Origin of the sequence: Bradyrhizobium sp. HKCCYLS20291 (assembly GCF_051167715.1) — a bacterium.
Lineage (GTDB): Bacteria > Pseudomonadota > Alphaproteobacteria > Rhizobiales > Xanthobacteraceae > Bradyrhizobium.
The window spans coordinates 647,721-659,694 of sequence record NZ_JBNPTO010000003.1; the positions used below are offsets into that span (position 1 = coordinate 647,721).

Here is an 11,974-nt window from a genome sequence, read left to right on the forward strand (position 1 = left end):
ACGACGGAGGCTCAGTTTTCCGTCCTTTGATTGTTTGACGACCCGTCGGCTGCAGCGGCAGCGCCGCCGTCTTCCCGGTGCTCTCGGCTCGAAGTCGCAGCTGGCGTCGCTCTGCTCGCGATTCCGGCGACGGCAGGTCGTACGAGGCAGCCGAGGAGGACTCCCAACAAGCCACTGGCGGCGAGTTGATGGTCCCACTGAAATCCGGCATGGGCGGTGGCGTTCACGATCGCCTTGTAGGTGATCAGAAACAGCATTGCGCTGAAGGCGAGCCGGCGAAAGAATTCTCTGACCAGCGAGAACAACGCTCCGAACACGAATCCTATCGGGAGGACCGGCCCATAGTTCGTCAACCATTGTTGGATCATGTGGCCCTGCGCTTCAGTCGAACCGGTAGGGAAGCAGGCGTTCGCCGAACGCCTCACCCTGCCAAAGCAGTTGCAGGCCGGCGACGATCTCGGCGCCGTACACAGCGTAGGGAATTTCGATCGATCGCAGCCACGGCGCGACCCATCGGTTGAGTGGCGTGCCGTCGATGCTGACGAGGTCGCAGTCGGCGGGAATGCTCAGGCCGCGCTCGCGCGCGCTGCGGTTCACGCCATAGGCGATCTGGTCGCTGACGCAGAGCAGGGCATCCGGCCTCTCGCTGCGTGCGAACACGCGTGCGGCGGCATCGTATCCGATCTCGAGATGCGACCGGCCGTCGCCGCCTTCGCGGATGATCGCCGCCTCGGCGACGCCGCGCGCCTGCAGCCGCGCCAGGAAGCCGGCGACGCGATCGCGCGTTGCCGACGAGCCTAGCCGCGGAAACACCACGCCCGGCCGCTGCCGGCCGAGACCGACGAAATGATCGGCGACCGCGGCGCCGGCCGCCCGGTCGTCGATGCCGACGAACGGGCCGGCGCCATGCGGATTCCTGCGGTTCACGAACACGGCCGGCGCGCCTGATGTCGAGAGCTCGTCGAGACCGGGGCTGGGCACCGCCGCGACCAGCACATAGCCGCTGACCAGCTGCGCCCGCATCGCCGCGAGATATTCGTCCTGCAGCTCCGGCTGGTCATGGGTGTCGCACAGCACCATGACGTAGCCGGCCTGACGCAGCGCCGCTTCGGTGGAGCTCGCGATCGTCGCCATCGCCGGGTTGTCGAGATTGGCTGCGATCATCGCCACCAGCTGGCTCTGGCCGCGCTTGAGCGCGCGCCCGACAGGGTTCGGCCGATAGCCGACCGCCGCGATCGCCTCGCGCACCCGCGCCACCGTTGCCACTGAGGCGCGATGCGTCTGCCCATTGACGATCCGCGACACGGTCGAGACCGAAACGCCGGCCTTGGTCGCGACGGTGGCAAGTGAGACGTCGTCGGTCATCGTGCTCCATCGGGCCTGCGTGGCGGGGCATCGGAAGCCGCCGGCGGAAACCAGATTAGACCAGGGTTGACGCTTTGGCAAACGTTTGCCAAAATGCAAAAAAGCATCCGGCTGGGGCCGGAGGCATTCGCTTGAGGAAACGCCAGCCCTGCGTGTCTGGCTTCGCAACGGAACCGCCACGGCGTGCCGCAATGTTCGGGACCGGTGCTGAGAAGAAGGGGAGAAACGATCATGCGTGCCCTGAAGCCGATCGTCGCGTCGCTTGTGCTGTCGGTGCTGTCCGCGACCGCGTTGAGCGGCCCCGCCGTAGCAGAGACCGTCACGCTGCGCATGGCGTGGTACTCGGACGGCAACGAGGGCGAGGTCATGGCGGACCTGCTCAAGCGCTTCCACGACCAGAACAAGGACATCGAGGTCGTCCTCGACCAGGTGCCGTACAAGGCGATCAACGAGAACCTGCCGGTGCAGCTCGCTTCCGGCCAGGGCCCCGACATGGCGCGGGTCGTCGACATGGGCGGGCTGTCGCGCTACGCGCTCGACATGCGGCCACTGCTCAAGGATCCCGGCTATTGGGACGCGAATTTCGGCCCGTTCCTCGCCTGGATGCGTCCGGCCGGCGACACCCAGGCCATCCCCGGCTTCATGACCCAGCTCACCGTCACCGGCCCGTTCGTCAACAAGACGCTGTTCGAGCAGGCCGGCATCCCGATGCCCGGCGACAAGGCGACGTGGGAGGATTGGGCGAAGGCGCTGAAGGAGGTCGCGGCCAAGGTGCAGGCGCCATTCCCGCTCGCGCTCGACCGCTCCGGCCACAGATTCTACGCGCTGGCGATGTCGCAGGGCGCGCAGGTGTTCACCGCCAGTGGCGAGCCCGACGTGGTCGACGACGGCTTCAAGCGCGCGGCGCAACTCATTTACGACTGGCACAAGTCCGGCGTGATGTCGAAGGAGCTGTGGGGCTCGGTGTCGGGCACGGCCTATCGCGGTGCCAATGACGAGTTCAAGAACGCGCAGGTCGTGATGTATCTGTCCGGCTCGTGGCAGATCGCGCAGTTCGCCAAGACCGTCGGCAATGCGTTCGACTGGGTGGCGGTGCCGAACCCTTGCGGTCCCGGCGGCTGCAGCAGCATGCCGGGCGGCGCCGGCCTGATCGCCTTCAAGTCGACGCAGCATCCGAAGGAGGTTGCGCGGCTGATGGACTATCTCGCGAGCGAGCCGGTGCTGGCGGAGTTCTATTCGCGGACGCTGTTCGTGCCCGGCCATCTCGGCCTCGCGAAGAAGGGCGTCGACTATCCGACCGCGAGCCCCGAAGCCGCCGCCGCGCTGAAGGTGTTCACCGCCAGCGCCGCGCAGATCTCGCCGCTGGCCTACCGCACCCAGGGCTACACCAACAGCCGCATCATCTTCAACGCCGTCATCAGCCGGCTCGGGCAGGCCATCTCCGGCGAGACCACGCTCGAGGACGCCTATAAGCGCATCACGGCCGACGTCACCCAGCAGATCGCCGAGCGCAACAAGAAGTGAGCGCGGCGGGCTCACGGCAGGAGGGCACCGCGATGCCGGACGCGCCGTCCGCCGCGCGCCCGCGGCCTGGCCTCGCGGCAGGCGCCGCTGCCGGGCTCAGGCGCGTCGCGCTGCTGCCCGTGGAGCTTGCGCTGCAGCTGTTCGATCCGCCGATGCGCGCGCTGCAGCGGCTGATCGGCGCGCGCCGCATGGCCTATGTGTTCCTGCTGCCCAACTTCGTGTTGTTCGGCCTGTTCGTATTCCTGCCGATCGGCATCAACCTGGTGTTCTCGGTGACCGGCGGCGTGGCGCTGTTTCCGTCGCAGCGGCCCTATGTCGGCGCCGAGCAGTTCGCCTATCTGTTCGATTGCGGCTCCTATCTCGATGCGAGTAGCTGCCGCGAGGATCATTTCTGGCGCGGCGTCGCCAACACGGTGAAGTTTGTGCTGTTCCAGGTGACGGCGATGGTGCTGCTGTCGCTCCTCACGGCGCTGGTGCTGAACATGAAGATCCGCGCCCGCGGCTTCTTCCGCGCGGTCTACTTCTTCCCTGTCCTGCTGTCGCCGGTGGTCGTCGCCCTGATCTGGAAGTGGATCCTGCAGCGCGACGGGCTGCTCAATGCCGCGATCACCACGCTCGGCGGCCAGAAGATCCTGTTCTTCGTCGACCCCGGCTGGGCGATGTTCTGGGCGGTGTTCGTATCGGTGTGGGCGCATATGGGCTTCTACACGCTCATCCTGCTTGCCGGCTTGCAGGCGATCCCGGCCGATCTCTACGAGGCGGCGGAGATGGACGCGACGCCGCGCTGGCGCGTGCTGACGCACGTCACGCTGCCCTTGCTGTGGCCGAACATGATCGTCGTCATCGTGCTCGCGCTGATCAAGGGCGCGCAGACCTTCGACGAGGTGTTCGTGCTGACCGGCGGCGGCCCCGGCACCGCGACGCTGATGATCGTGCAGTACATCTACGAGACCGGCTTCGCCAGCCAGGTGCAGAATTTCGGCCTCGCCGCTGCCGCCTCCGTCGTGCTCGGCATCGTGCTGTTCATCCTGACGCTGCTGCAATTCGCCGCCGCGCGGCGCAAAGAGGTGTGAGCCGCCATGCGCCTTGCCAGCCTGCTCGGTCAGCGCCGCAACGGTCCCGGACGGCAGTTGCATTGGACCGACATCGCCGCCTACGCCTATCTCGCGCTCGGCGTCGTCCTGATGTTCGGCCCGGTGCTGTGGCTGGTGCTGTCGTCGTTCAAGACGCCGGCCGCATTGCTGGAGTTTCCGCCGTCGCTGCTGCCGTCCGCCCAGGTCGAGGTCAAAGTCGCCGGCCAGCCGCAGCCGCTGCCGCTGTTTCGCACCACGATGCCCGACGGCTCCGTGCGCGAGCTCGCGCAGCTGCGTCGCGTCGGGCTGATCGCCCAGATGGTCGATCCCGCCGATCCCTCGCAGCAGTTCCGCGTCGCGATCGACAAGCGCGAGCCGGTGCGCCGCGTTGCCTTCGCGACCGAGAACTACACCGAGCCGCTGCAGCGCTTCGCCTTCCTGCGCTTCCTGTTCAACTCGGTGTTCGTGACCGTAGTCGCCACCTTGATCACGCTGCTGATCAATTCGATGGCGGCCTATGCGCTCGCCATCTACGCCTTCCCGGGCAAGCAGGTCGCGACGCTCGCGGTGATCGGCACGCTGATGATCCCGATCACCATCGTCCTGGTGCCGGTCTATCTGGTCGTGACCGAGCTCGGTCTCGCCAACTCGCTATGGGCGGTGATCCTGCCGGGCGCTGCGACGCCGACCGGCGTGTTCCTGCTGCGGCAATACATGCTGACCCTGCCGAAGGATCTGATCGAGGCCGCGCGCATGGACAAGGCGTCGGAGTGGCAGATCTACTGGCGCATCGTCATGCCGCTGACCCTGCCGGCGCTGGCGGTGCTGGCGATCTTCTCGATCATGTGGCGCTGGAACGAGTTCCTGTGGCCGCTCGCGGTCCTGACCAAGACCGAGGTCTACACCTTGCAGATCGCGCTCAATGCCTTCCAGGGCGAGCTACAGACGCAGTGGCACTATCTGCTGGCGATGACGGTGGTGACGCTCGCGCCGGTCGCGCTGGTGTTCGTGTTCCTGCAGCGCTTCATCACCACGGGCATCGGCTCGACCGGAATGAAATGAGCGATCGGATGATGAGCCATGGCTGATCTGAAACTCACCGGTGCGCGCAAATCGTTCGGTCCGATCGACGTGCTGCACGGCATCGATCTCGCCGTCCGCGATGGCGAGTTCGTCGTCTTCGTCGGCCCCTCCGGCTGCGGCAAGTCGACCTTGCTGCGCGTGATCGCCGGCCTGGAGACGGTGACCAGCGGCGAGATCCATATCGACGGCGCGCGCGTCACCCATCTGCCGGCATCCGAGCGCGGGCTTGCGATGGTGTTCCAGTCCTATGCGCTGTACCCGCACATGAGCGTGCGCCGGAACATGGCGTTTGCGCTCGAGAACATGGGACTGAGGCCGGCCGAGATCGAGTCGCGCGTCGCCCGCGCCGCCACCATGCTGCGGCTGACCGACTATCTCGACCGCAAGCCCAAGGCATTGTCGGGCGGCCAGCGCCAGCGCGTCGCCATCGGCCGGGCGATCGTGCGCGATCCGAAGATTTTCCTGTTCGATGAGCCGCTGTCGAATCTCGATGCCGAGCTGCGCGTCGCCACGCGCAAGGAGCTCGCGGCCCTGCACGCCGAGATCGGCGGCACGATGATCTATGTCACCCATGACCAGGTCGAGGCGATGACGCTCGCCGATCGCATCGTGGTGCTCAATGCCGGCCGCATCGCGCAGGTTGGCACGCCGCTCGAGCTCTACAATCATCCGTCGAATGTCTTCGTCGCCGGCTTCATCGGCTCGCCGCGAATGAACCTGCTGCCCGCAATGGTCGCCGCCGACGACGGCACGCTCCGCCTCGGCATCGGCGACCGCGAGATCGCGTTGCCCAGGCCGGCGTCCGGCCTCGCTGAAGGCCAGAGCGTGACGCTCGGCATCCGTCCCGAGCATGTCGAGATTGCGCCGGACGCCGGCATGCTGGGCGTGAGCGTCGATCTCGTCGAGCAGCTCGGCGGCGAGAGCTTCGTCTCGGCGACGGCGCCCGGCCTGCCGGAGATCACGCTGCGCCAGCACGGCCAGTCGCGTCTGCGCCGCGGCGATGTCATCGCGATCAGCTTCACCCCCGACCACCTGCATCTGTTCGACGCGACCGGCGCGGCCCTCGCCGGCCCGGATCGACCCGGAGCCTGATCTCATGAAAGCCCTCACCCACGGCCGCTTCCGCGGCGTCCACGACGGCGCCGCGCTGTTCGACCTCGCAACCTCAGCAAATGCGCCTGTTCTCGCGACGCTGCGCGTCGCGATTCTCGAACGCGACATCGGCCGCGTCACCCTGCGCCGGCCGGAGGGCTACCGGCTCGATCGCGGCTGGGCGATCGCGCCCGACCGTATTGAGCCGCCGTTCGCGGGACGGCCGCGCGACGACGTCTCGGGCTTTGCCAATCCGGTTCCTGACGTGTCGGAGCAGGGCGGCGTCGTCACGCTCGCGACGGCCGGGCTGCGCGCAGAGGTGAAGCTCGATCCGTTCGGCATCGCCTGGCATCGCCACGGCGAGTCCCGGCCGTTCCTGCGCGATCGTCCGACCCAGGCCTATCTGCTGTCGCGCAAGTCAGGCAGCCTGCTGCATGCGATGGAGCGCCACAAGGACGAGCGCCATTACGGCCTCGGCGACAAGGCCGGTCCGCTCGACCGCACCGGCCGGCGCTTCGCCATCGACGCGGTCGATCCCTGCGGCTTCGATGCCGAACTGTCGGATCCGCTGTACAAGATGCTGCCGTTCGTCATCGTCGATGGCGCGCGCGGCGCCCATGGTGTGTTTTACGACAACCTCGCGCCCGGCGCGGTCGACCTTGGCTGCACGATCGACAATTATCACGGCCTGTTCCGCTTCTATCGCGCTGAGGATGGCGATCTCGACTACTACGTGCTGGCCGGCCCGACCGTGCCCGACGTCACCAGGCGGTTCTCCTGGCTGACCGGCGGACAGGCGTTTGCGCCGCGCTGGTCGCTTGGCTTCGCGATGACGACGATGACGATCGCGGATGCGCCCGATGCCGATGCCCGCGTCACCGCCTTCATCGACGATTGCAAGCGCCACGGCATCCGCTGCGACAGCTTCCACTTCGGCTCGGGCTACACCTCGATCGGCAAGCGCCGCTACGTCTTCAACTGGAACTATGACAAGTTTCCCGATCCGGCGGCGACGATGGCGCGGCTCAAGGCGGCGGGCATGGTGCCGGTCACCAACATCAAGCCGTGCCTGCTCGACGATCATCCGCGGCTCGACGAGGCGCGCGCGCGCGGCATTTTGGTTGCCGATGGCGAGACCGGCGCGCCGGCAACAGCGCAATTCTGGGACGGCCTCGGCTTCCATGTCGACTTCACCAACCCCAGGGGACGGCAGTGGTGGGCGGACGGCATCCGCGACGCGCTGCTCGCCTATGGCGTCACGGCGGTGTGGAGCGACAACAACGAATACGAGATCTGGGACGAGGACGCGGTGTGCGCCGGCGACGGCCGGCCGTTCCCGCAGGCGCTCGCCCGCCCGGCGCAGGCGCTGCTGATGCACAAGCTCGCCTACGAGACCCAGGCCGCACAGGACCCGGGCAAGCGCCCCTACACGATCACGCGCGCCGGCGGTGCCGGCATCGCCCGCTACGGCCAGACCTGGAGCGGCGACAACGAGACCGCCTGGAAAACCTTGCGCTACAATCTCACCCAGGGCCTGAACATGAGCCTGTCGGGGCTCTACAACATCGGCCACGACGTCGGCGGCTTCCACGGACCGTCGCCGGGGCCGGAGCTGCTCTGTCGGTTCGTCGAGTTCTGCGCGCTGTGGCCGCGCATGGTGATGAACTCCTGGAAGGAGAGCGGCATCTTCTCGACGCCCTGGATGCATCCCGACGTGCTGCCGCAGGTGCGCGCCGTGCTCGAGCTGCGCCACCGCCTGATCCCGTATCTCTACACGCAGATGTGGCGCGCGGCGGTCGAGGACATGCCGGCGGTGCGCCCGCTGCTGTGGGATTTCGCGTCGGATCCGATTGCAGCCGGGACCGAGGATGCCTTCATGCTCGGCCCGGATCTGCTCATTGCTCCCGTGCTGGAGCAGGGCGCGACCACCCGCGAGCTCTATCTGCCCGACCATCCCGGCGGCTGGTACGACTGGCACGACGGCACGCCGTTCGAAGGCGGCCGCAGCATCACCATCGCCGCCCCGCTCGGCCGCCTACCCCTGTTCGCCCGCGCCGGCGCGATCATTCCGATCGAGGACGATGCAGGGCTGACGGCGGTGGTGTTCGGCGCGCCGGATCAGGGCAGCGCCGGCTGCCTGTATGTCGATGACGGCGACACGGCGGACTGGCGCCGCCAGGGCCAATTGATCGAGCTCCGCTTGCGGCGCAACGAAGCCGGTTTCGTGCTTGATGTCAGGGGAGGTGAGTTGTCGGGTCCGCTCCGCACCCGCGGTGTCGGCATGGCCGACCCGCGCGTAGTGGGGAGGGGCAACGAGGTGCGTTGCGCTTGGCCGGCAACCTTCTAGTTGTATTGCCGTAGGCTGCACTCAGACCTCGGCATCGGGCGTTACGCCTCAGAGATCTGGGGCTTTTCGAGGCTTACACTTTGGCGTTCTGCCGGACGCGGGCACGTCTGGCCAAATAGCCTTAGGATTGAGCGCGCCGATCCCGTCCGCATCGCTATTGTATATTCTTAGGTGATCAAGCCACTTCGATCGCCTGCGCCTTATGGAAAACGATGGAAATGGTGATTGTTGCCTGGCCGGATCGAACAGACGTCTAGCGCGCCGGTTGAGGCATGTCCCGCTCAACCCGTCACTTTGCGGCGAGTGGCGGAATAATCTTGGAAACGCATTAGTTCGGCATATTCGGATCAATCCGCAGGGCGAATGGCTGCAAGCGTCTCAATACCGTCGACGCGGTTTCTAGCTTCCCGGGCTCTAGGCCGAATTCCGGGCGGGAGGTCAGTGATGTGAAGACGAGGCCATCACTTCCCTGAAAAGCCATGAACGTGGTGCGTAAAGCAGGCACGCGTACCTGCGCGAACTCCTTGGCACCACCGGGTGCTTGGGCGATTAGGTTGTCTCTTAAGTCGCTACGAGCCCGTGCCTCATTTGGCGTCCCGAACGCTGCGGCAACCCATTCGCCTTTCACCTCCGCAATGGTGACTGACGATTTGGTCTTCCCATCGACAGTGATGGAGTAAACAAACTGCCCCGTCGGGCGCAGCAGCTTTATGGGATCGCCGCCGTCCCACTCACGCAGTGGATCCAGCCCGATCATGTAGTCGACGACGGCGCCGCCGATCGAGGTCTGCATAGCATCACCGGGAGCATCGAGGCCAAGTGTCTTGAACTGCATCGGCGTGTTCGAGATCGAGCGGAAGGTGTCGAGGGACTTGGCCGCAGCGGACGTGGCTGCGGCGGGAGCTGAAGTTTGCAGTCTAGTGTCCTGTGACATTGCAGGCACCACGGTGCTGAGAGCGAGTGCGGCCGACAAAGCGGCGTTACTAGCGAACGTCATAAAAGTCATCCCAATGGGTGTGATCGCCTGAGAGTTGGTCGTAGACATCGTACAGAATTGTCCGCGTAGCTCCGATGTTCGGCTCCCAGGGGTCGTTGATATGTATGTAGTTCCTTCCGTCGGGAGTTGTGGTATAGCCGGTTGCGACCATCATATGACCGCCATTCCCAACCCAGCGCCAACTGAAGGCGAAGGGCGTAAAGCTGCACGGTCCGCCTCCGGTCTTCGCGGCAAGCTGACGGCGTACCTGATCCCATGGCAAGGGAGTGCCGCTGGTGCGCTTGAAATGAAAGCCGTATTTGTCAAATTCCGGCCAGCCACCGATGACGCATTCATTGGGGGTCGGCGACATGCAGCAGTCGCTGCGGTGAAGGCGATTGTTCGCTTGAACGCACTGCTCGACGGGTCTTCCGAGATATTCCATTACCATCTGGCCGCTCGCCGCCCAGCACCACATGTCGGTCTTTTGCGGACGCAATGTGACCTGAAGCTCCGTCGTCACCGGCGGATCGCAGGTCCCCATTGCAGCAGGTACCGCTTGGGCGAGTACCTTGGCAGAAGCTACCGTAGCGAAGCCAACGGCCCACAACGCACGCACTATCATCTTTGCCCTCCTATAATCGTTATCCGAGGCTGAGGACTAATCGACTCCCGCGTTTGGGGCTAACGTTTCGAATGGTGAACACTCTTCGAGTCTCCGGATCATTGAACAAATGAAGGGGGCGCGTTCCGGCGCAATGGTTGCCGGACGATTGTCTCCGGCACCGTTCTGGGGAGGACTGCTGATCCACCTGGTGCCGCAGGTTCTGCAGGCCGCCTTCGATATACCGTTACCGCAACCGGCTGGCCATACTCCGGTGCAAATGAATCAGCGTAACTGATGCAATAGACGAGGGGATCAGTGAGACGCAGCATTTTGAATGTGGCTTCGCGGGTGCGGGCATCCTGGACGCAAAGATTGTAGCGCGCTCGCCAAATTGGAGGTCGGGCAAATGGTCTGTCGGTTGGTGCGTTCAGATCTCCATCTTCACGTATCACCCCCGTGATCGCTTTGGGTATGTCTTGCGGAAACGCAAGGCTAACGGTCAGTTTGTGAATGTCCAGACGCGAAGCGCCAACCGCGGCCGTCGCTGACACGGGCCGGAATTGGTTCGGTACCGGATCGAGCTTGAGAGAGGCGGTGGCGCCTCCGCCGGCCAGCGTGGTGAACGTCAGCGTGTCGACGAAGTTATCTTTGGCGCCGCCTTGGTCGTCAATGTCGATGAATGTTGCGACAACCCGGCCAACTCCGATCGATCCGGTCGCCGGATAGCTGATGTTCACTGACCGTGGCTCAGTAACGTCCTTGCAAAGCGAAGTATTGACGATCAAGTCATCCCAACTGTCCTCGGTGCCAAATACGCGCGAACCATTGCGCGTCAGGTCAAGCGTACCCGTGGCCCCAACGTCGAGAACACTCGTCAATCCGGGAAGTCTGAATCCCGCCTCTGCGCCCGCTTTGTTTGTTTCCGTGATGTTGAAGTCGAACGAATAAGCTACCCCAACTTTTGACAACCTTGCCAACTTGATTAAGTTTTTTTCCTCCTCTGTCGAAGGGCTTTTTTTTGCTTTCTTAAGCTGTTTCTCGAGGTCTCTCGCTTTCTTGATCCGACTCGCGAGTTGCTCAGAGTTATCGTGCGCGGAGACGATACCGTTGCCGATCATATAGTCGAACAGCGCCGTCCTCACCTCGCAACGACCGTAGCGCACGATGTGCTCGGTGCGGTATGGGCTCACATCATCAGGAATGGGATAAAGAGAACAGCCTCCAAGTCCCACGGCCAAAATACAGCCAGCCCAATCGATCCCACGCATAATGCCGCCCCTTAACAACGAACGATATCGATTGTCGCGCACGTAAGACTTTTCTGAATCAGGGATTTTAGTGACAGAATGATTTTCGAACTGCCGCCGGCCAGTGCGATGACGCGAGCTAACACCATACACCCTCAGCGTGTCTGGGTGGTTTTAACACGTCAAGTAAAAACCGTATCGCGCAGCTATTTTTTCTGCGATTGTGGTCGTGCAACCACAGGGAGTATGTGCGCTTACTGCTCCGAACCCATAGGATTCGATCGCTTTACCTGCTCCAGCCTACAAGACGGTGCTATTCTGGTTCACCGGCGCATATTCGACGAACGATGCCTTTGTCGACGTTGTCCATCAGGATCGCTACTTGTTCAATCCGACGCTGACACTGACAAATAAGGAAGACACGATTTTAGCAATTCGAGGCCGTGTCTCGCGTTCGAGCAGCAGGGAATTACGTGCGCTTTTCTACTGACATTTCTAACCCCACGCATCCCGCCCCCGCACAAACTGCCCGTCGTGCTGATTCCCCTTGCACCGTCGGGCAAATCACCTGCACATTTTCGGCCATCCCGCCCGCACTGAGAGGGGCGTATCGCGATCGTCACGGGACGTTGCGGCGGGGAGCGGTGGCCGCGGGGCGAC

General features: G+C 64.3%; 10 protein-coding genes. 5 read left to right on the forward strand and 5 right to left on the reverse strand.

Going from position 1 to position 11,974, the window contains the following annotated elements; translation table 11 throughout:
* Positions 1–11: 11 nt before the first annotated feature.
* Complete coding sequence (locus ACQR07_RS10815; protein WP_434902253.1) at positions 12–368, reverse strand: hypothetical protein; 357 nt, start codon at positions 366–368, stop codon at positions 12–14.
* Between the two features lie 13 nt (positions 369–381).
* Positions 382–1,365, reverse strand: a complete 984-nt coding sequence (locus ACQR07_RS10820) for a LacI family DNA-binding transcriptional regulator (RefSeq protein ID WP_434902254.1) — start codon at positions 1,363–1,365, stop codon at positions 382–384.
* Between the two features lie 231 nt (positions 1,366–1,596).
* On the opposite strand from ACQR07_RS10820, the gene ACQR07_RS10825 reads away from it, so the two are divergent.
* The 5 genes from ACQR07_RS10825 to ACQR07_RS10845 are packed head-to-tail and all read left to right on the forward strand — an operon-like array spanning position 1,597 to position 8,484.
* Positions 1,597–2,889, forward strand: a complete 1,293-nt coding sequence (locus ACQR07_RS10825) for an ABC transporter substrate-binding protein (protein WP_434902255.1) — start codon at positions 1,597–1,599, stop codon at positions 2,887–2,889.
* Positions 2,890–2,921: 32 nt separating this feature from the next.
* The gene (locus ACQR07_RS10830; protein WP_434902256.1) at positions 2,922–3,962 is read left to right on the forward strand and encodes a carbohydrate ABC transporter permease; all 1,041 of its coding nucleotides are present in this window, start codon (positions 2,922–2,924) and stop codon (positions 3,960–3,962) included.
* A gap of 6 nt (positions 3,963–3,968) precedes the next feature.
* The gene (locus ACQR07_RS10835; RefSeq protein ID WP_434902257.1) at positions 3,969–5,024 is read left to right on the forward strand and encodes a carbohydrate ABC transporter permease; all 1,056 of its coding nucleotides are present in this window, start codon (positions 3,969–3,971) and stop codon (positions 5,022–5,024) included.
* Positions 5,025–5,042: 18 nt separating this feature from the next.
* On the forward strand, positions 5,043–6,137 hold the full coding sequence (locus tag ACQR07_RS10840) for an ABC transporter ATP-binding protein (protein ID WP_434902258.1): 1,095 nt from the start codon (positions 5,043–5,045) through the stop codon (positions 6,135–6,137).
* A 4-nt stretch (positions 6,138–6,141) separates the two neighbouring features.
* Positions 6,142–8,484, forward strand: coding sequence for a TIM-barrel domain-containing protein (locus ACQR07_RS10845; RefSeq protein WP_434902259.1), 2,343 nt, complete (start codon positions 6,142–6,144; stop codon positions 8,482–8,484).
* Positions 8,485–8,812: 328 nt separating this feature from the next.
* Here ACQR07_RS10845 and ACQR07_RS10850 read toward each other — a convergent pair whose 3' ends face one another.
* The 3 genes from ACQR07_RS10850 to ACQR07_RS10860 form a co-directional block, all read right to left on the reverse strand.
* Positions 8,813–9,481: a hypothetical protein gene (locus ACQR07_RS10850; RefSeq protein ID WP_434902260.1), complete on the reverse strand. Its 669-nt coding sequence runs from the start codon at positions 9,479–9,481 to the stop codon at positions 8,813–8,815.
* Positions 9,468–10,085 carry a papain-like cysteine protease family protein gene (locus ACQR07_RS10855; protein ID WP_434902261.1) on the reverse strand — a complete coding sequence of 206 codons (618 nt, stop codon included), beginning with the start codon at positions 10,083–10,085 and terminating at the stop codon, positions 9,468–9,470. Before ACQR07_RS10855 ends, ACQR07_RS10850 begins: the two co-directional genes overlap by 14 nt.
* A gap of 98 nt (positions 10,086–10,183) precedes the next feature.
* Positions 10,184–11,377: a hypothetical protein gene (locus tag ACQR07_RS10860; RefSeq protein WP_434902262.1), complete on the reverse strand. Its 1,194-nt coding sequence runs from the start codon at positions 11,375–11,377 to the stop codon at positions 10,184–10,186.
* Positions 11,378–11,974: the final 597 nt, after the last annotated feature.